This window comes from Campylobacter concisus (assembly GCF_002913765.1).
Classification (GTDB): Bacteria; Campylobacterota; Campylobacteria; order Campylobacterales; family Campylobacteraceae; genus Campylobacter_A; species Campylobacter_A concisus_BB.
On sequence record NZ_PPCH01000003.1, the window covers coordinates 1 to 19935 of the forward strand.

Annotated in this window: 23 protein-coding genes; 14 read left to right on the top strand and 9 right to left on the bottom strand. The window is 39.2% G+C overall.

Annotation, left to right across the window (positions count from 1 at the left end):
* Nucleotides 1-253 precede the first annotated feature (253 nt).
* On the bottom strand, nt 254-433 hold the full coding sequence (locus CYO89_RS00040) for a hypothetical protein (RefSeq protein ID WP_012140041.1): 180 nt from the start codon (nt 431-433) through the stop codon (nt 254-256).
* Entirely contained in the window at nt 434-679 is a 246-nt protein-coding gene (locus tag CYO89_RS00045) for a DNA-binding protein (protein ID WP_009294123.1), read from the bottom strand.
* A gap of 367 nt (nt 680-1046) precedes the next feature.
* Between CYO89_RS00045 and CYO89_RS00050 the strand changes: the two genes are divergently transcribed.
* Genes CYO89_RS00050 through dnaK form a run of 3 tightly spaced genes read left to right on the top strand, consistent with a single transcriptional unit; the run spans nt 1047 to nt 4283 of the window.
* Nucleotides 1047-1841 carry an HrcA family transcriptional regulator gene (locus CYO89_RS00050; RefSeq protein WP_103596730.1) on the top strand — a complete coding sequence of 265 codons (795 nt, stop codon included), beginning with the start codon at nt 1047-1049 and terminating at the stop codon, nt 1839-1841.
* On the top strand, nt 1838-2380 hold the full coding sequence (grpE, locus tag CYO89_RS00055) for a nucleotide exchange factor GrpE (protein ID WP_009294121.1): 543 nt from the start codon (nt 1838-1840) through the stop codon (nt 2378-2380). Before CYO89_RS00050 ends, grpE begins: the two co-directional genes overlap by 4 nt.
* Nucleotides 2381-2411: 31 nt before the next feature.
* Nucleotides 2412-4283, top strand: a complete 1872-nt coding sequence (gene dnaK / locus CYO89_RS00060) for a molecular chaperone DnaK (RefSeq protein ID WP_103596716.1) — start codon at nt 2412-2414, stop codon at nt 4281-4283.
* Nucleotides 4284-4432: 149 nt separating this feature from the next.
* Here the strand turns inward: dnaK and CYO89_RS00065 are convergent, their stop codons facing one another.
* The gene (locus CYO89_RS00065) at nt 4433-5035 is read right to left on the bottom strand and encodes an MBL fold metallo-hydrolase (RefSeq protein WP_103596717.1); all 603 of its coding nucleotides are present in this window, start codon (nt 5033-5035) and stop codon (nt 4433-4435) included.
* A 120-nt stretch (nt 5036-5155) separates the two neighbouring features.
* Between CYO89_RS00065 and CYO89_RS00070 the strand changes: the two genes are divergently transcribed.
* Genes CYO89_RS00070 through kdsB form a run of 6 tightly spaced genes read left to right on the top strand, consistent with a single transcriptional unit; the run spans nt 5156 to nt 10480 of the window.
* The gene (locus CYO89_RS00070) at nt 5156-5893 is read left to right on the top strand and encodes an NAD+ synthase (RefSeq protein WP_103596718.1); all 738 of its coding nucleotides are present in this window, start codon (nt 5156-5158) and stop codon (nt 5891-5893) included.
* 11 nt (nt 5894-5904) lie between these two features.
* Nucleotides 5905-7035: a DegT/DnrJ/EryC1/StrS family aminotransferase gene (locus CYO89_RS00075; RefSeq protein WP_103596719.1), complete on the top strand. Its 1131-nt coding sequence runs from the start codon at nt 5905-5907 to the stop codon at nt 7033-7035.
* Nucleotides 7028-7948: a tetraacyldisaccharide 4'-kinase gene (locus CYO89_RS00080; RefSeq protein ID WP_103596720.1), complete on the top strand. Its 921-nt coding sequence runs from the start codon at nt 7028-7030 to the stop codon at nt 7946-7948. The genes CYO89_RS00075 and CYO89_RS00080 overlap by 8 nt, the downstream gene beginning before the upstream one ends.
* A 50-nt stretch (nt 7949-7998) precedes the next feature.
* A complete protein-coding gene (gene cutA, locus CYO89_RS10670) occupies nt 7999-8313 on the top strand; it encodes a divalent-cation tolerance protein CutA (RefSeq protein WP_021090148.1) in 315 nt (104 codons plus the stop codon).
* A complete protein-coding gene (gene thrC, locus CYO89_RS00090; RefSeq protein WP_103596721.1) occupies nt 8310-9773 on the top strand; it encodes a threonine synthase in 1464 nt (487 codons plus the stop codon). Before cutA ends, thrC begins: the two co-directional genes overlap by 4 nt.
* Complete coding sequence (gene kdsB / locus CYO89_RS00095) at nt 9770-10480, top strand: 3-deoxy-manno-octulosonate cytidylyltransferase (RefSeq protein ID WP_103596722.1); 711 nt, start codon at nt 9770-9772, stop codon at nt 10478-10480. Before thrC ends, kdsB begins: the two co-directional genes overlap by 4 nt.
* A gap of 517 nt (nt 10481-10997) precedes the next feature.
* Here the strand turns inward: kdsB and dsbD are convergent.
* Nucleotides 10998-12725, bottom strand: a complete 1728-nt coding sequence (dsbD, locus tag CYO89_RS00100; RefSeq protein WP_103596723.1) for a protein-disulfide reductase DsbD — start codon at nt 12723-12725, stop codon at nt 10998-11000.
* A 107-nt stretch (nt 12726-12832) separates the two neighbouring features.
* Between dsbD and ppk2 the strand changes: the two genes are divergently transcribed.
* Nucleotides 12833-13642: a polyphosphate kinase 2 gene (ppk2, locus tag CYO89_RS00105; protein ID WP_002942696.1), complete on the top strand. Its 810-nt coding sequence runs from the start codon at nt 12833-12835 to the stop codon at nt 13640-13642.
* A gap of 54 nt (nt 13643-13696) precedes the next feature.
* On the opposite strand, the gene CYO89_RS00110 is transcribed toward ppk2, so the two are convergent.
* The 5 genes from CYO89_RS00110 to CYO89_RS10270 form a co-directional block, all read right to left on the bottom strand.
* Nucleotides 13697-14128, bottom strand: a complete 432-nt coding sequence (locus CYO89_RS00110; protein WP_103596724.1) for a trehalose-6-phosphate synthase — start codon at nt 14126-14128, stop codon at nt 13697-13699.
* 113 nt (nt 14129-14241) lie between these two features.
* Complete coding sequence (locus tag CYO89_RS00115) at nt 14242-15471, bottom strand: major outer membrane protein (protein WP_103596725.1); 1230 nt, start codon at nt 15469-15471, stop codon at nt 14242-14244.
* A gap of 197 nt (nt 15472-15668) precedes the next feature.
* The gene (locus CYO89_RS00120) at nt 15669-16208 is read right to left on the bottom strand and encodes a thioesterase (RefSeq protein ID WP_103596726.1); all 540 of its coding nucleotides are present in this window, start codon (nt 16206-16208) and stop codon (nt 15669-15671) included.
* 8 nt (nt 16209-16216) lie between these two features.
* Complete coding sequence (cmoB, locus tag CYO89_RS00125) at nt 16217-17086, bottom strand: tRNA 5-methoxyuridine(34)/uridine 5-oxyacetic acid(34) synthase CmoB (RefSeq protein ID WP_258032477.1); 870 nt, start codon at nt 17084-17086, stop codon at nt 16217-16219.
* A 1-nt stretch (nt 17087) separates the two neighbouring features.
* On the bottom strand, nt 17088-17255 hold the full coding sequence (locus tag CYO89_RS10270) for a hypothetical protein (protein ID WP_002942642.1): 168 nt from the start codon (nt 17253-17255) through the stop codon (nt 17088-17090).
* Nucleotides 17256-17347: 92 nt separating this feature from the next.
* On the opposite strand from CYO89_RS10270, the gene CYO89_RS00130 reads away from it, so the two are divergent.
* The 4 genes from CYO89_RS00130 to CYO89_RS00145 all read left to right on the top strand — a co-directional run.
* Entirely contained in the window at nt 17348-18427 is a 1080-nt protein-coding gene (locus tag CYO89_RS00130) for a transglutaminase-like domain-containing protein (RefSeq protein WP_103596728.1), read from the top strand.
* Nucleotides 18424-18747 carry a hypothetical protein gene (locus CYO89_RS00135; RefSeq protein ID WP_009294140.1) on the top strand — a complete coding sequence of 108 codons (324 nt, stop codon included), beginning with the start codon at nt 18424-18426 and terminating at the stop codon, nt 18745-18747. The genes CYO89_RS00130 and CYO89_RS00135 overlap by 4 nt, the downstream gene beginning before the upstream one ends.
* Entirely contained in the window at nt 18740-18997 is a 258-nt protein-coding gene (locus tag CYO89_RS00140) for a heavy-metal-associated domain-containing protein (protein WP_009294141.1), read from the top strand. Before CYO89_RS00135 ends, CYO89_RS00140 begins: the two co-directional genes overlap by 8 nt.
* Before the next feature lie 16 nt (nt 18998-19013).
* A partial coding sequence (locus tag CYO89_RS00145; RefSeq protein WP_103596729.1) for a M28 family peptidase occupies nt 19014-19935 on the top strand: 922 nt, incomplete at its 3' end.

Consider the following 19935-nt stretch of genomic DNA (forward strand, 5'->3'; position numbering starts at 1 on the left):
TTCAAAATTTATAGATAAGAAATGTAAAAAGAATACGCAATAAAGAAGTGGAGAAGGTAGGATAGTGACATTGAGTTTGATAAATTTATGTTAGGCTGCTGGAGCCACCATTTATAGATATTTTGATAGCTAAGATAGATACTCATTAAGATAAGCGGAGCAAAACCCTATATAAATAGGTAGGATGAAATTTATTTGATAGCCTTTTTGGCTACAAAGTTTTATAAAATATACAAATTTCAAGCCAAATTTACTAAATTTTGGCTCTTTTTTCTCTTGCTTTTTTGATCTTATTTTTAACTACATGAAATTTTGAAGCTGCAGCCGAGCATAGATCCTTGTAAGTAACTAAAATTTTTGACTCTTTTTTAGTGCAAATGGCTGCAAAAACGCTCTCAAGGTCGATTCTCTCTTTTTGTGTTAAATTTTCCATCTATTTTCCTAGCAATTTTCTCATCTTATTGACAACAAATAATATTTCATCATCGTCAAGCTCACATAGCAGTTTGCAAACAGCAGCAGCAGCTTGTGGCTTTGAGTTTCCAAGTCTCCAGTCCTGATATGTCCTCATAGGCACGCCAAGATCTTCTGCCATTTTTGCTTGTGAAATTTTCTTACCGATATTTTTTGCCTCAACTGCATTGTGAAGCAAATTAAATATGTCACTTGTTTCAATCATTGAAGAATTATACGTTATATATCATTAAATATACCTAAAATATTATATAAATAATGTAAAATAGTATATAAATATCAAAATTAAGTATTAAACATACTAAAAATTATTTTTTATATACGTTAAAACGTATAAAAATCTTTTAAATTCTTGAATATAATTAGAAATTTTGAGTTTTATGTTGAAGTTAAATTTTTTATTTTGCTTTAAATTTTATTTGCTTTTACGCAAAGCTTATAATATAGGCATTAGAAAAGTTTAGTTATATAGGCTAAATATATATAAATAAATTTTTTTAACTTATATACTTGACATTGATAAACTAAAGTTGTATAATCCGCTTAGCAATTAAAAAGAAAGAGTGCTAAAAGTGAGTAAAACAAATAAACGCGATTTGATACTAAATTCTATCATTGAAGCCTATTTGCAGGACAATGCGCCTATTGGCTCAAACGAGCTCGGCTCTCGTATGAGTGTGGCGATACCAGCATCGACGATACGTGTTTATTTTAAAAAGCTTTCAGATGAGGGCGAGATCACAAAGCTTCACATCAGTGGCGGCAGGATCCCAACTATCGCTGCGATGAGGAGATATTGGAGTGAAATCTTTGCTGAGAACGACATAAATTTAGAGATAAATGACCCAAGAAGCCTAAAGATGCTCTGTGATGAGTTTGAGCTTTATTGTATGATTTTTGGCACGATTGATAAGGAGTTGCTAGAAATTTTAAATTTAAATGATAGATATCTGGTTTTAAATTTTAGTGGCGATGAGATCGTCGTCAAATTTGAGGCTAGGATGTATAAATTTTTAAATAACCTTATCGGAGTTAGTTTAGACAAGCTTGAGCTTATCTGTTCTCAAGTTGGCTTAAGCGAACTAAAAAACAAGATAAGAGAGCTTAAAAGGACTAAAATTTACTTCCAAGAAAACGAAATTTTAGCCTTTGATATGTTTAAGGATAGACGCTTTAAGATGGTTTTTGACCCAAGTTTTAGCTTGCAGATGGATGAAAAGCTTACATTTTCTCCTATGTTTGACGAAAATTACATGGGGCTTAAATTTAAAGCAAACTACCTTGGTAGCGAGGCGCAGATGATCTGTGCTGGCAGTGTTTATACTGATTATGTGAAATTTATAAATCTAATAAAGGAGGCCGCGTGAGCGAAGAGGTAAAAGAGCAAAATCTACCTGAGGTTGAGCCTGTGCAAGAGGCAGCTAGCGATAGCGTAAATTTAGATGCACTTGGCGATATCTCAAAAGTGGAGAAGCTCGAAAAAGAGCTTGGCGAGATCACTGATAAATATTACAGAGCAAATGCTGAGTTTGAAAATATCAAAAAGCGTTATGAAAAAGAGAAAGCAGACGTTGCAAGCTATGCAAATGAGAAATTTGCAAGGGACTTGCTACCAGTCATCGATGCGCTCGAGATCGCTGCAAATTTTGACCCAGAAGATGATGAATTTGCTAAAAAGATCAAAGAGGGCATTTTGATAACGATAAATCAGTTCAAGAAATGTTTTGAAAAGCATGGCGTGAGCGAGATCGCAACTGATGCCGAGTTTGATCCAAATGTGCATAATGCCGTTTTAAGGGTCGATAGCGAGGAGAAGCAAAGCGGTCAGATCGTGCAAGCTTTACAAAAAGGCTATATGATAAATGGTAGGGTTTTGCGCCCAGCTATGGTCAGTGTGGCAAACTAAATTTAAAAAATAAATCTAATAAAGGAAAAATATGTCAAAAGTTATAGGTATAGACTTAGGTACAACAAACTCTTGTGTGAGTGTTTTTGAGCGCGGCGAGAGCAAGGTTATCCCAAATAAAGAGGGTAAAAACACAACTCCATCTGTCGTTGCTTTTACAGACAAAGGTGAAATTCTAGTAGGTGACGTTGCAAAACGTCAAGCAGTTACAAACCCTGAAAAAACGATATATTCTATCAAACGTATCATGGGTTTGATGAGCAATGAAAAAAATGCTGAAGAGGCAAAGGCTCGCTTGCCATATCACGTTGTGGATAGAAATGGCGCTTGCGCGGTTGAGATTGCTGGTAAGGTCTATACTCCGCAAGAAATTTCAGCAAAAATTCTTATCAAACTAAAAGAAGACGCTGAAGCATATCTTGGCGAGAGTGTTACAGACGCGGTTATCACTGTGCCTGCGTACTTTAACGATAGCCAAAGAAAGGCTACAAAAGAGGCTGGAACGATCGCAGGACTAAATGTGCTTCGTATCATCAACGAGCCAACAGCTGCGGCTCTTGCTTATGGTCTTGATAAAAAAGAGGCTGAGAAAATTTTAGTTTATGACCTAGGTGGCGGTACATTTGACGTTACAGTGCTAGAAACTGGCGATAATATCGTTGAAGTTTTGGCAACTGGCGGTAACGCATTCTTAGGTGGTGATGACTTTGATAACAAGATCATCGACTGGCTAGTAAGTGAGTTTAAAAACGAAACTGGTATCGATCTAAAAGGCGATATCATGGCACTTCAACGCTTGAAAGAAGCAGCTGAAAATGCTAAAAAAGAGCTAAGCTCAGCTCAAGAGACTGAGATAAATTTACCATTTATCACAGCTGACGCGACTGGTCCAAAACACCTTGTCAAAAAGCTAACTCGTGCTAAATTTGAAGGTATGATCGACTCACTTGTGGGCGAGACTATCACTAAGATAAATGAAGTCATAAAAGATGCAGGTCTAAGCAAGAGCGACATAAAAGAGGTCGTAATGGTCGGTGGTTCAACTCGTGTGCCACTTGTTCAAGAAGAGGTTAAAAAGGCATTTGGCAAAGAGCTAAATAAGAGCGTAAATCCAGATGAAGTCGTAGCTATCGGTGCTGCGATCCAAGGTGCGGTTATAAAAGGCGACGTTAAAGATGTTCTACTTCTTGACGTTACTCCACTTAGCCTTGGTATCGAGACACTTGGCGGCGTGATGACTAAGATCATCGAAAAAGGTACAACAATACCAACTAAGAAAAGTCAAGTCTTCTCAACTGCTGAAGATAACCAAAGTGCCGTTACTATCATGGTTTTACAAGGTGAGCGTGAGTTTGCAAGGGATAATAAATCACTTGGTAACTTCAACTTAGAGGGCATCCCAGCAGCTCCAAGAGGCGTGCCTCAAATCGAAGTTGAATTTGACATCGACGCAAACGGAATTTTAACCGTTTCAGCAAAAGATAAAGCGACTGGCAAAGCCCAAAACATCACTATCTCAGGATCAAGCGGTCTTAGCGAAGATGAGATAAATAGCATGGTAAAAGATGCTGAGCTTCACAAAGAAGAGGATAAAAAACGCAAAGACGCAGTTGAAGCTAGAAACCAAGCAGACGCACTTGTTCATCAAACTGAAAAGAGCATGAGCGAGCTTGGCGAGAAAGTCCCAGCTGAAGATAGAAGCAACATCGAAGCTGCGCTAAATGATCTAAAAGATGTTCTAAAAGATGAAAACTCTTCAAAAGAGCAGATCGATGCAAAAGTAGAAGCCCTAAGCAAAGCTAGCCACAAACTAGCAGAAGCTATGTATAAAAAAGATGAAAACGCTGGTACAAACGGCGGCAACAAAAAAGACGACGACGTCATAGACGCTGAAGTCGAGTAAAACTCCTAGAGCAGGGCACTTGCCTTGCTCTTTAAATTTAACCTATAAATTTAAGCCTCTAAACACTTTTTAATATACACTCACAACATCATTTTACGAGATAAAAAGTATAAATTTCTAAAATGCAAAAATTTAGCCACGCCCCAAAATCAAGATCTTTTAACGATCTCTACCCATCTATCAAGCTCTTGTTGCTCGGCTTTTAGTGTGCTGCTTTCGCCGTGTCCTGGATAAAGTGCGAAGTCACCCTTTAGATTTTTGCATTTTTCTAAACTATTTAGCATCTCGTTTTTGTCTGAATATGGAAAGTCCCAGCGTCCGATGCTACCTTTAAATAAAAAATCTCCACTAAACATCGCGTCATCTATCTCTATCATCGAGCAGCCTGGTGTGTGCCCTGGGAAATGGTGAAATTTAAAAGAAAAGTCACCCACTACAAAGCTCTCATCGCCTTTAACCAAAACATCTGGCACAAAGGTGTTTTTCATATAGCCAAAAATGTCACTCTCACACATAAAAGCATCAAATTTATTGATATAAACTGGGATTTTTAGCTCATTTTTTAGCTCGCTCACGTCGTAAATATGGTCAAAATGCCCATGAGTGCAAAGTATCGCCTTTAAATTTTGTGCATTTTGCAAAACCCATCTTTTTGCCCCATCACCTGGATCTATCACTAAGCTTGAGCCATTTTTGGTAACGATGTAGCAATTTGTCCCAAAATCACCAAAATTTTTATGCATTACTCTCATTTTCTACCTTAAATTTATCATTTCTTAAATATTTGCATCTTTTTACTTAAACTTAAAGAAAAATTTTAAATTTAATTAGTATAATTTTTGCAAAAGGAAGCAAATTTAGGCAAAGGGACAATGAAGGGGTATCAAAAAATAGAAGAAACCTTAGTTTTTAGCTTAAAAGATAAAACTAAAGATAAACAGCTATTGCTCGGTGTTAGCGGCGGTATTGATTCTGCTGTGGTTGCGACACTTTGTGCGAGAGCAAAGCCAGATGAAACTCACGCACTCATCATGCCAACAGCATCATCAAACAAAGAAAATATGGACGATGCCTTAAATTTATGTGAAAAACTAAACATAAAATATAAGGTTTTATCCATTGAGGGCATTTTAAATGCCTTTTACGAAACGATAGATGTAAATTTAAGCAATTTAAGAAAAGGGAATTTAGCAGCTAGAGTTAGAATGAGCTTGCTTTATGATTATTCATCTAGTATAAACGCTCTAGTCATCGGCACAAGCAACAAAAGCGAGCTTATGCTTGGCTATGGCACGATATTTGGGGATTTGGCGTGCGCTATAAATCCTATCGGAGAGCTTTATAAGAGTGAAATTTTTGAATTTGCAAAACATCTTGGTGTTGATGAAAATTTTATCAAAAAAGCGCCTTCAGCTGATCTTTGGGATGGGCAAAGTGACGAGGGCGACATAGGTTACAGCTATGCTGTCATTGATGAAATTTTACAAAATTTAGAAAATAACAAGGAGCAAGCCATCAAAAAGTTTGGATTAAAAGCGGTCTTGGATATAGAAAATAGAGTTGTGTCAAACAGGTTTAAACGACAAATGCCGTTGATAGTGAAAATTTAAAAGGATTTGATATGAGAGAAATTCCGTTTTACAAACCGACTATCACTGAGCGCGAAAGTGAGCTCATAGGGGAGGCTTTGCGTTCTGAAAATGCTACTGATACGGTTGCTAAATTTGAAGAAAAGATCAAAGAGTACTTTGGTGCGAAATTTGTAGTCACTACAAACAATATCGCAGCAGCACACCACCTAGCGCTAAGTGCGATGGATACAAAGCGCGGTGACAAGGTCATCTGCTCAGTAAATGCCTTCCCTAGCGTGGCTCAGGCTGTTAGACACTTTGATGCCGAGCCTATCTTTGTTGATATCGATGAGGAGGACTTTAACATCAGCCCAGAAGCCCTTGAAAAGGTGCTAAAAGAGCAAAATCATAAAAAACTAAAATGCGCTTTCATCTCGCACCTTGCTGGACAAAGTGCGAAAATAGACGAGATAAAGGCTATCTGCGATAAGTATGGCATCGTTGTGCTAGACGACGCAAACCGCGGCATAGGTCTTACATATAACGGCAAAAAAGTCGGCTCAGACTCGTTTTTATCATGCTTTCAGACAAACTCACGCGTACAAAATCCAATCTCAACAGTTGGCTTTTTCACGACAAATGACGAAGAGGTCTATAAAAAAGCAAAACTGCTTCGCAACTATGCCCTTGTAAATGGTATAGATAAATTTGGTAGCTTAAGCTACATCTACGACGTCGTTGATATCGGCTTAAAATACGACATAAACGCGATAAATGCAGCGTTTTCTATCGCTCAGCTAGAAAAGACTGATATGCTCATAAAACGTAGACAAGAGATCGCGCACACTTATGATAAAGAGTTTGCAGAGTGCCACAACATCACAACTCCAGTCAAAAAACGCGAGCACATCTACACCCAGTACATCATAAAGATAAATAAAAACCGTGACAGCTTTGCTAGAGAGCTTTTGGAGCGTGGAATTCACACTTCGCTGCACTACATACCGATACATTTGCTAAGCTATTATAAAAATAAATATTCGCTTAAAGTAAATGACTTCCCAAATGCTCTAAAAACGTATCAACAAGTCTTGTCGCTACCTATATATCATAGTTTGAGCGACGAAGAGGTGCAATACATCTGCAACACGGTAAAAGAAATTTCTAAATCTCGTGTTTAAGAAATTTAATATCCTTTTACATTCTTGGGCGAATGACTACTTCTTTCGCCCAAATTTCTTTCAAATTTTACTAGCATTTTTACTTTTGCCACTAAGTCTTATCTACGCTCTAGTCGTTATTTGCAAGAAATTTATCGCGCAAAAAAAAGACTATGGTATAAAAATAATTAGCGTTGGAAATTTAACCCTTGGAGGAAGCGGCAAGACCCCACTTTGCGTCGCTATCGCTAAGAATTATGGGGGCGCCTTTATCATCCTTAGAGGTTATAAAAGAAAGAGCAAAGGCATGCAAGTTGTCGCAAGGGATGGCGAAATTTTACTTGACGTGGCGGCAAGTGGCGATGAGGCGATGATATATGCCACAAGCATCAAAAACGCAAATGTGATCGTAAGCGAAGATAGAAAAATAGCCATAAACTACGCCAAAAAGCATGGCGCAAAGTATATCTTGCTAGATGATGGATTTTCTAAATTTGATATAGCTAAATTTGACATATTAGTGCGTCCAAACCCAGAGCCAAAGCTAAGGCTTTGCCTGCCAAGCGGGGCTTATAGATATCCATTTAGCTTTTATAAATTTGGCAATTTTATAGCGTGCGAGGGGCAAACTCACTTTAGAAAGAGCGAAATTTTAAATAAAACCGAAAAAATGGTGCTAGTTACCGCCATAGCGAACCCAGCGCGCCTTGAGGCATTTTTTGGCGAGTGCGTGGGACAGGTCTTTTTCCCTGATCACTACAACTTTTCAAAAGAAGAGCTAAGTGAAATTTTGCAAAGTTACGGCGCCACATCGCTTTTGATGACACAAAAGGACTATGTAAAGGTAAAGGATTTTGGGCTGAGAGTATCGCTTATCACGCTTGAAGTTACGCTAAGCGAGGAGTTTAAAAAGTTTTTGGCGCAGCAAATTTAAGCCCATTTTGTTATAATGAGCCACTTTTTAAAAGGAAAAATTAGATCAAAATGAGAATTTTAATCACCTCAGTCGCAAAGAAAAAAGAGGCAAAAAAACTAAGCAAAAAGCTCGTAAAAAAGGGACTTGCAGCTTGCGTGAGTAGCTTTAGCGCAAAGAGCATTTATCTTTGGCAAGAGAAGCTTTGTGATGAAAAAGAGCAAATTTTACTCATAAAAACGGACGTGAAATTTAAAAAAGTAGCTAAATTTATAAGAAAGCACCACAGCTACGAAACCCCAGAAATTTTGGCACTTAAGCCAAAAGATGTTTTTAAAAAATACGAAAATTGGATAAAAAAATCAACCAAAAAAGGCAAAAAATGAGACTAGCACCAACTAGAAGCGTGAAAGATGAAAAGGTAAAAAATGTAAATTTAAGCACAGCCATGCTTAGCCCAAGCTCCGCTCACGGCGGACTTTACGCGCCAAAGAAGCTACCAAAGATCACAAAGGCAAAGTGGCAAGAGCTCTCAAGCCTAAGCTACGAAAAGCTCGCACTTCACATCATCTCGCTGTTTAAATTTGATGTATCTGAGGCGTTTTTCAAAAAAGCGCTCAAAAGATATGCAAGCTTTGATGATCCAAAGCATCCAGTCATTTTTAAAAAAATAGATAAAAATTTATACGTAAATGAGCTCTATCACGGTCCAACTAGGGCATTTAAGGATATGGCGCTTCAGCCCTTTGGCTCGCTGCTTAGCCAGCTAGCAAATGAAAGAGGCGAAAGATACCTTATCATGTGCGCAACTAGCGGTGACACGGGCCCTGCGACACTTCAAACCTTCGCAAATGATGAAAATATAAAGGTCGTCTGCCTCTATCCAGATGGCGGCACGAGCGAGGTTCAAAAGCTTCAGATGCAGACCATGCAGGGTGAAAATTTAAAGGTTTTTGGCATAAAAGGCGACTTTGACGACGCTCAAAGAGCGCTAAAAACACTGCTTGCAAATGATAAATTTAAATCTGAGCTTAAGAAAAAGCGCCTTAAACTAAGCGCGGCAAACTCGGTAAATTTTGGCAGAATTCTCTTTCAGATCATCTACCACGCCTACGCCTACGCAAATTTGCTAAAACAAAAGGCGCTTAAAGCAAACGAGAGCTTTGATATCATCGTGCCAAGTGGAAATTTCGGCAACGCGCTTGGGGCATACTATGCTAAAAAAATGGGCGCAAAGATCGGCAAGATCAAGATCGCCTCAAACGCAAACAACATCTTGACGCAGTTTTTCACCACTGGCGTTTACGACCTAAGGGATAAAAAGCTGGTTAAGACGATAAGCCCAGCAATGGATATATTGATCAGCTCAAACGTCGAGCGCTTGCTGTTTGATAAATTTGGAAGCGTTAGAACTAATGAACTCATGCAAAGCTTAGCCAAAAATAAATTTTATAAGCTTAGCAAGCAAGAGCTTGAAGCGCTAAAAGAGGACTTTGAGGCTAGCTGGTGCGACGATAAAGAGTGCGAGGCATATATCGCAAAGCTCGCAAAGGACGGTTACGCGATCGATCCGCATACGGCTACTTGCTTTAAGATGGTGGATGCTAGCCGCATAAACGTCATCACATCGACCGCGCACTGGGTGAAATTTACGCCAAGCATGATCAAAGCGTGCCAGATCAAAGATACAAAAGATGAAAAAGATGCGCTCGCAAAGACCGCTAAAATCTTAAATGACAGCGTGCCAAGCTCGATAAACTCGCTATTTAGCGCGAAAATTTTACACAAAAATATCATAAAAGAGGACGAGATCGAAAAGTGCGTCCTAGAATGGATCGAGCGATGATAATCATCCCAGCTCGCCTTGCCTCAACAAGGTTTAGTAATAAAATTTTAAAAGAGATAAATGGCGTGCCGATGTTTGTGGCGACGGCTCTTAGAGTAAGCGGCGTGGACGATGTGGCGGTTGCTGTGGATGAGCCAAGCGTGCTTGATATCGCCAAGGCTCACGGCATAAAAGCTGTGCTAACTAGCAAAGATCATCAAAGTGGCACTGATAGGATAAACGAAGCGGCGCAAATTTTGGGGTTAAGCGAGAGTGAGATCATCATAAATGTTCAGGCTGATGAACCATTTATCGAGCCTGAAAACATCGCTAAATTTAGGGCATTTTGCGAGCAAAATAGGCAAAATGCCTTTATGTTTTCTTGCTACAAAAAGATGGACGATGAGTTTGCGGATGATAAAAATTTAGTCAAAGTGGTGACTGATTTTGAGGGCTATGCGCTTTATTTTTCAAGATCAAGGATACCATTTAACAGAAGCGAATGCAAAAGCTACAAGGCGCACCTTGGCATCTACGGATACAGCGTAAAGAGCCTAAAAGAGTTTTGCGGTCTCTTGCCTTCAAGCCTTGAAAACACAGAAAAACTCGAGCAACTGCGCGCCCTAGAAAATGGCAAGAAGATAGCGATGCTAGAGGTTGAAAGTCAAAGTATCGGCATCGATAGCGAAGAGGACTACCAAAGAGCACTAGCTAAATTTGGCAAATGAGCCTAAATTTGCTCTGCTTTGGCGTTTTTGCTTAGTCAGAGCAAAAACTGAGTTTTTATAAATTTGAGTAATGGTTTAGCTGATTTTTTGTCTTTGATTTTGTGCTCTTGCTCAATTTAGCCGTGAAATTTACTGCGAACTTCATATTTTTAAATTTATTTGAATAATTTTGCCTATTTGCTGAGATGTTTTAAAACTAAGACAACCGCAATTTTTACTGAGTTTTGTTTTTGTATCATGGTCTTGTCCGCACGCGATTTGGTGCAAAATTTGATTAAATTTCGGTTGTTTTACAATCCTAAAACCAAACCAAATTCGCTGATATTTTTAAAATTTGATAAATTTAAGATAATTTGCAAGTTTTGGCTTTGTGATTTTACTCGCATCACCGCACGATATAAATTTGATAGTCTAAATTTACTTCTTTGCTATATTTCTAGCCAGTTATAAGGTCAGCAAAACCTAGAGAAATTTGGCTGATAAATTTACAAATTTCAGCCAAATTTGCTATTAATATCTAAATTTTCTCAAGCTTTGCTAGGAGATTTTTAGCATTTATAAAGCCGATCGTTCTAAGCGCTTTTTGCTCTTCGCCGTCTTTAAAAAGTAGAAGTGCAGGCGGATCGATGAGCCCAAAATTTCTTAACATCTCATCATTTTGCGCCCCACCACTTGTCACATCGATGCGAATAAGCGTAAATTTTGCCAAAGCATTTTTCACGCCAGCGTCCTTAAAAGTGATATGCTCTATCTCTTTGCAGCTCGCGCACCAGTCGGCATAAAAATCCACTAGCACTGGCTTGCTTGAGCTTTTTATCATCTCGTTTAGCTCGCTTAAATTTCTAGCCTGTTTGAAATTTAGCTCGCTCTCGTTTTTGGCTAAATTTAGTCCAGAAAGCGGCGAAAAGGCATCTTTTGAGCCCAAAAATGCGCCGATTATCAGCATGAGCGAGTAGATAAAAACTAGCACACAAAGTGCTTTTTTAAATTTAGCCCAGCCGCTATTTGCTGCCTCAAACACTCCAAGATAAATGGCCGCAAAGACGCCTATGACGCCGTAACCAAGTAGCTCAAAAAACGCTCCAAGCACGCGTGCGAGGATCCAAACAGCCATGATGAGCATCAAAAAGCCAAAGAGTTTTTTAACTTCATCCATCCAGCCGCCAGGTCTTGGCAAGAGCTTGCCAGAGCTTAGCCCTATCACAAGAAGCGGCGCGCCCATGCCTAGCCCCATGACAAAGAGCATGATGCCTCCGTAAATGGCGTCTCCGCTTTGCGCGATGTAAAGAAGTGCGCCTGCTAGCGGTGCTGCCACGCAAGGCGAGACGATGAGCGCTGAGGCAAAACCCATGATGAAAACGCCGATGAGGCCTGAGCTGTTTTGTGACTTTTTGCTGATTAAGTTTTCAAATTTTGACGGCAGTTTGATGTCGTAAAAGCCAAACATACTAAAGCTCAAGATGACAAAAATGGCCGCAAACGCGCCGAGCACGTAGATGTTTTGGAGCGCCCCTGCGATGCCAAAGCCAAGTAGGCTTGCTCCAACGCCAGCAAGCGCGTAAGCAAGGCTCATGGCGACTACGTAGACGAGCGAGAGTAAGAAGCCTTTTTTGGCATTTAGGCTGCCACTCTTTGAGACGATGATGCTTGATAAGATCGGTATCATCGGGAAGACGCAAGGTGTGAGCGAGAGCAAGAGGCCGTAGCCAAAAAATGTCGCAAGCGAGATGAAAAAGTTTTTGCTGCTTAGCTCATTTGCGATGCTTTGATCTTCTGAAAGCTCGGTAAATTCAGGATTGGTTTCATCTTTTTGCTCTTTTTCAAAGGCTATGATGCTAAATTTGCCAAATTTCTCAAAGATGTCATAAATTTTAGTTTGCGGGCGGTAACAGATGCCATTTTTAGCACAACCTTGATAGCTTAAATTTAGCCTAGTATTGCCGTTTTTAAGATGCTCTTTTACTAAATTTAGTGGGATAAATAGCGAAAAATCTTTTGGATAAATTTCGTATTCGCCGGTGTTTTCGCTCTTTGGCATATTTAAGAGGCTGTTTATCTTCTCTTCGCCAAGTTTAACCTCAAAGCTTTCTTTGTAAAGGTAGATATTTTCGCCAAATTTAAACTTGATCTCCGCGCCTTGTTCATCGATACTTGAGCTTAAAACAAATGCCTTACTAACGTCTAAAACCTCGGCAAAAAGCGAGCCTGCAAACAAAATGAGAGAAAAAATAAATTTAATAAACATGCTAATCCTTGCTAAATTAAAAGAGATGATTTTAGTCTAAATTCTTAAATTTATTCTATTTTATAGTAAAATCGTGAAAAAGCGTGAAATTTTTAAAAGGAGCGATGATGTCAAAAGATAAAAAGCACCAAAAGAGCGATAAACTTGGCTACGAAGAAGAGCTAAGGCTGCTTCAGATAGAACTTTTAAAATTCCAAAATCATGTCAAAGACAAGGGGCTTAGGGTGCTCATGCTAATGGAGGGGCGAGACGCGGCTGGCAAGGGTGGCACGATAAAGCGCCTAACAGAGCATCTAAATCCGCGTGGTTGCCGTATCGTGGCGCTTACAAAGCCAAGTGACGTCGAGAAGACGCAGTGGTACTTTCAAAGATATGTGACACATCTGCCAAGCGCTGGCGAGATCGTCATCTTTGATAGGAGCTGGTACAACAGGGCTGGGGTTGAGCCAGTGATGGGCTTTTGCACTCAGGCTGAGCATAAAGAGTTCTTGCGCGAAGTGCCAAAATTTGAAGAGATGATCATAAACTCAGGCATCATTTTCTTTAAAATTTACCTCTCGATCACAAAAGAGGAGCAAAAAAAGCGCTTCAAAGAGCGTCTAAATGACCCGCTAAAGCAGTTTAAGATCTCTCCAGTAGATCAAAAAGCGCAAGAGCTTTGGGATCAGTACTCCATCGCCAAATACTCGATGCTACTTGCCTCTCACAACAGCATCTCGCCATGGGTGATCGTCTCAAGTGACAATAAAAAAGAGGCGAGGCTAAATGTCTTTAAATTTATCCTAACTCATGTCGAGTATCCAAAAAAGATAGATGAGTACTTAAAATACGACAAAAGCGTCGTAAGAGATGGAAGCGAGGAGATCAAGCGCATAGAAGAGGGGCTAAATAAGGATAAGCTAAAGAGTATAGACTAAATTTATTTGGGCTTGGCTGTAAATTTTGTGCTTTAAATTTATGGCCAAGTTTTGCTAAAGCCACCACATAAGTTTTGCTAAAACGACCATTATCAGACAAAGCACAAGAGCTATGAGATGTGAAAATTTACCAAATGGATCTGGTTTTTTTAAGATAGTGACATTAAAAACAGAGATGAAAGTGATAAGGCACATTAGAAGTAAGACAGCGATTTTTGCTAGCAAAAGCTTTTGAAAGTTACTCTGCCACCAGCCATGCTCGCCTCCAAGATAGTCCTTTGCCATAAAAGCTCCACTTATCAAAAGTAGTAAAAATGCCGTGCCAAAAACCTTTGCACTACCTTTTGTGTAAGCCTTTTTGACAGCTTCAAGGGTTTGGGGATTTATCGTTTTTTTTGCAAATGGATATATGCAAACATCAAAAAATACATATCCTATAAAGATAATGGCACAAACTAAATGCGTAATGAGAGAAAAAAGATACATTTTTTGCCTTTTTTGTTTGGCATTATATAAATTTTATTAGTTATATTTGCTGATTTTGATTAAGTATTGAGAAGTTGAAAATATCCGAGCGAAAGCTCGCTCGGATGTAGGTTTTAGAAGCTATATTTTGCTTCAAATCTTATACGATCTTGTTTGTAGCTTGCGCCATCTTTTTTGTCTTTAGCAGCTGCATACCAAGAAAGGAATGTAAGTTTTTTGCTGTATTTGTAGCTAGCATCAAGTGACCACTCGCTTCTTTTTGCTCTTAACTCTTGAAGTGCATAACTTGTGCCCTTGCCTTGAACATATCCAGCACCAAAGCCAAATTTATCTATATCGTAACCAGCTTTAACAAACCAGTAGTCGTTGTTTCCTTTGATGTTATTGTAGTATTGTCTACCACCACTCATTACGCCATTTAGGATTTTTGCCGGGTTGATAAGTTCGCCATTTGCATCAAGTGTTGCAAATGAAATTTTATTATTGTCTTTGTTCTTAGCATCAAAATCTAAATAACCAGCGTTAAGTTTAGCACCAAACAGTTTTGTGCCAGCTTGAACTGCCCAGAAGTTAGCATCAGCTACATCTTTGTGATCTGAGTCATTATGAACAAATTGACCTTTTAAATTTAGATTTACATCATCAGTTACATTGAAGCTAACACCAGCATCAGCACCGTAAAGTGTAGCTACTTCTTGAACATTTGCAATAGCTGCTTTAAATGATACTGGATCATAGCTACCAGCTGCACCTAAATAGTATATATTGCCAGGAGCGTCACTGATGCTTCCTGTAAGTGTTTTTAGTAACGGACCATCTAATTCTGTACCATCGCTTTGTACTGCATCAAATGCAGCTGCAGCCAAAGTAAGACCTGGAACATCAGTATTTATTACTTTTAAACCTGTACCAGCTACATCTTTGTCATCAAAGAATGTACCTAATAGTTGTTTACCAGCTGTAATTGTAGTATTGCCAGCTTTGTAGCCTAGATACATCTCATAAACACCAAATGTTCCTGTTGTGTATGTTTTATCTGTTCCAGCAGCGTTTTTATCACCAGAATCATCAGTTAGATCATATCTTAAATTTAATACACCAAAGAAGTTATCATCTATCGCAGCTTTAAATGCTGTTTGCATTCTAAAAGCATGACCAGCACCACTATTTTTTACTGTACTATTTTGGTTTGAATTTTTTATAAAATCATTTGTATAACGATATCTTGCGTATCCTGAAAGGTCTACGTTTTTTATAGCTTCTTCAAGTGGAGTTGCACTTGCAACGCTTGAAAATGCACCTAAAGCAACCAAAGCAGCTAAGCTAACTTTTGTAAGTTTCATCTAAATCTCCTTTTGATAAAAATGTTTTGAAAGGATATTATCATAGAAAATTAATTTTATAGCTTAAATTTCGTTAAAAAAATCAAAAATTATTACCGATCGTTTACCAAATTAAGATAATAAGATAAGATTTGTCTTTAAAAATTTGAGTTTGTTTGAAGCTAAAAGATGAGAAATTTATATCTCATCAGTTAAATTTAGCCGTTGTTTTTAGCCTGCGCCTCTTCGCGCTCTTTCTTTTGTCTTATAGCGGCTTCTTTTTGGATATTTTTTTGCTGAGCGACAAAGATATGCTCTTCAAGTGTGACTAGCTGAAAGACACCCTCAAATATCTTGATCTCTTTTACATAGCCTATCACTTTTACCTCTCTTTTTCTACTCTCTTCAAACCTTGCTTGTGCGTCAAATTCGACCACATCGCCAAGCTTGAGCGGTCCAAAGAAATTTATTCTAGCACCGATGCTAACGCAAAATTCTTCATTTATAGCTAAAAGCGCTGCGTAGTTTGCTCCCATGAAGACAAAACCGCTATGTATGAGCCCCTCAGCATCACTTACCATGTCAGCTGTGGTAAAAAATCTAGTTTTTGCGTGATTTTTCTCAAGTAAAAATGCCGTTCCACTAAAATTTAGCTTTGTTAGAGGTGCTGTTTTTATCTCGTTTCTTAGCGGGTTTTCGTCCTCTGGGAGGATTATTTGTGATTCGTCTTTTGCTTCAAAAATATTTTCATCTGCCATATTTATCCTTAAATTTTAACTCTCACGTAGGCTCTTTTTGGAGCTGGGTAGCCCTCGATGGTCTTTGTATTATCGTCTGGGTCTAAGAAATTTCCAAGACTTTCGCCATCTATCCACTGCGTTTTTCGCTGCTCATTCAGATCAGTCGCCTTTGTATCAAGCAAGCTAAAGTCCTTAAATTTAGCCCTTTCGCACCAGTTGCAAAGTGCGCTAAGCGTTGGCACAAAGTAGATATTTGGAATTTTTGAGTATCTATCTTTTGGGCTTAGGGCAAAGTCGCCACCCATATCTATATACATCGTATCTAAAAATAGCTCGCCACCAGGATTTAGCGCGGTTTTTAGCTCTTTTAGCATCTTTATAGGATCGCTTCTGTGATATATCACGCCAAGGCAAAAAATGGTGTCAAATTTCGCTGCGTATTCAGGCAAGCTCTCGACGCCAAGAAGCTCGTAAGCGATATTTGAGCGGATAAATTTATTTAAAAAAGCAAACTGCAAATATGTATGCACGCTAGGATCAAAGCCAGTTATGCTTTTTGGGCCGTACTCAAGCATCTTAAACATATAATATCCATTATTACACCCTACATCAGCCACGCACTTGCCAGCTAAATTTAGGTGTGAGGCAAGGATATTAAATTTAATAAAACTTTGCCACTCGCTATCTATATATATATCATCAAGTAAAAATGGTCCTTTTCGCCAAGGCTTTAGGTCAAGGGCGAGGTTGTAAATTTCATCTTTGCTCGCAGCGTTCAGCTCTTTAAATTTGACATTTACGCTCTCACTAAGGCTAAATTCGCAATCAAAATTTGTTAAATTTTCTATCCTATTTAAAATTTGCTTTTGCTGCTCGTTAAATTTGCTAAGATCCACGCTATTTCCAGTCGACGATGTTGTGCGGACACTCTTTTTGGTAGGTGCCAGTCGCGTCATAATACTCTTTACAATCATTATAATATTGCGTCGAAACTCCGCGCTCGTTCATATAAAGACAACCATTGCAAAATAGCGCTATAAAGCCTAAAAATATAATCTTTTTCATGTGGCGGATTTTATCATAAATAAAAATTTTATGCTAGAATAGCAGGCAGTTTTAGAGCCAAGTTTGGCTAAGATTAAGCAAAAAGGCATTTTATGCAAAGAAGAGATTTTTTTAAATTTAGTAGTTTTTTAGGTGCAGCAAGCCTGCTTCCAAGTGTCACTCTAGCTAGCGACGAGCCAGCAAACCCAGTAGTTAGAAATTTCGACGTAAATTTCAAACACCAGCTTCTTGAAAAGGGCAAAAGCTCAAGAATTTGGTTGCCCCTTCCACTAAGCACCACTTATCAGCAACTAACCCAAGACTACGTCATAAACACAACAGCTAAAAACGTCTATATCTCAGACACGCTAATACCAACAATGTATGGCGAATTTGAAGAAAACGAGCAAAGACCTATTTTAAATATCCAGTTTAAAATTCAAACAACAGAGCGCAATACCGACTTTAGCAAGGTAAATTTCGATCCAAATGAGAAGGTCGATCCTGCGATTTTGGAGTTTTTAAAGCCAACTTCACACATCCCAACTGACGGCGTCGTAAGAGCAAAAGCGCTAGAGATTATCGGCAATACTAAAGGCGACTTGGAGCGTGCAAAAGCGATATATACGTGGGTTGCAAACACTATGCAGCGTGATAACAGCATCCTTGGATGTGGCACGGGCGACGTTAGAGCGATCCTAGAAAGTGGCAAACTAGTTGGCAAATGCACCGACATAAACTCAGTTTTTGTGGGACTTTGCAGATCAGTTGGCATCCCAGCAAGAGAAATTTTTGGTATTAGAGTTGGTCAGTCTAGATTTTCAGACCAGATGGGTAGCGCAAAAGATGGCGTGGCTAAAATTTCAGGCGGACAGCACTGCAGGGCTGAGTTTTATTTAAAAGGCTATGGTTGGATACCGGTTGATCCAGCGGATGTCACAAAGGTAAGACTAGGCGAGAAATTAACAAACGACGACGCTAAGATCGTAGCTGTTAGGGACTATTGCTTTGGCAACTGGGAGATGTGCTGGATAGGCTTTAACTACGGACGTGACTTTATCTTAAAGCCAACCCCAGAGCAAACTCCGCTAAACAACTTTGGCTATCCATACGCTGAGGTTGATGGCAACACACAAAACTACTATTCGCCAAAAGAATTTAGCTACTACTACGTCTCAACAGAGCTAAAATGAGAGCCTTTTGGCTGATACTAACATCCATAGGTAGTGCTATTGGCGCTACCTTGTGCTGCTTGCCGGCACTTCTTTTCTTGCTTTTTGGCACATCTTTTTCTTTTCTATCTTGGACACAAAATTTATACGAGTACCGCGTCCCTTTAAGCGTCGTGGCGGTCATTTGCTTTGTGATCTCAGGTGTGGCTTTATTTTACAAGCCAAAAAGCTGCAACCTAAGCTATAAAAAGAAAAAATGGATACTTATATATATACTTTTTGGAGTGATTTTGCTTTTACTCCTTACATATCCAGAGCTTTTAGGAGAAATTTATGCGTAAAATTTTAGTTTTAGCCCTTTTGGTGGCTGCAAGCTACGCTGATAAAAAGATAGAAATTTCAGTGCCTAGCATGCACTGTCCGCTTTGCACAGCGATTGTTAGAAAGGCCGCACTTAGCGTTGAGGGCGTAAAAAAGGCAGATGTATCGCTAAAAGAGCGAAAAGCTGTCGTTATAGCAGATGACAAGGTCGATGAAAAAGAGCTTTTAAAGGCGGTCGATGCGACTGGCTATAAGGGCGAGATAAAATAAATTTATGGAGGCAAATATGTCAAAGAGCGAAGTTTTAGCGAAATTTGAGACACTTGCGGCGATACCGCACTGCAGTTACGAGACTGACAAGATGCGTGATTTTTTAGCTGATTTTGCAAAAGATAAGGGCTGTGAAGTCGTGGTCGATAGTTTTGGCAACGTTCATGCATTTAAAGGCAAGCCAAAAATTTGCTTGCAAAGCCACTACGATATGGTCTGCATGGGCGATGCGCCAAAGATCGAGATAGTTTATGGCGATGATGGCTACATGAGAGCTAAAAACTCATCTTTAGGTGCCGATAACGGCATAGGCGTGGCTATCATGATGCAGATGATAAGCGAATTTGACGACATAGAGTGCCTCTTTACAAACAACGAAGAGGTCGGCATGGTCGGAGCTGCTGGCTTTAGCGGCGATCTAAAAGCCGATAAGCTTTTAAATTTAGACAGTGAAGAGGACGATAGAGTCACTATCGGCTGCGCTGGCGGTATAAATTTATTTGCCACTATCTCGCTTAATAGCAAAAGGACAAAAGAGAGCACGCTTTATGAAGTAAAAGTGAGCGGCCTACCTGGCGGACACTCTGGCAATGAGATACATAAAAATATCCCAAATGCGATCAAGGTTTTGGCGGCATTTGTGACTAAAAATGGCTGCAAGCTTGTTAAATTTGAAGGTGGCGAGCGAAGCAACTCTATCCCAAGTGGCGCGACTGCACTTGTGCTAAGCGATAAAGAGCTAAAGAGCGAGTGCGAGAATTTAAGCGTGAAAAAGCTTGGCACGGGGGATGAAATTTTAGAAAATGGCGATAAAATTTTAGCTCTTATCAACTCATTTTCACAAGGTGTAAGAGCCTATAACTGCGAGCTAGGCATACCGCAAGATAGCGTCAATCTCTCACTTGCAAAGATCAAAGATGATGGCACGCTTGAAGTGG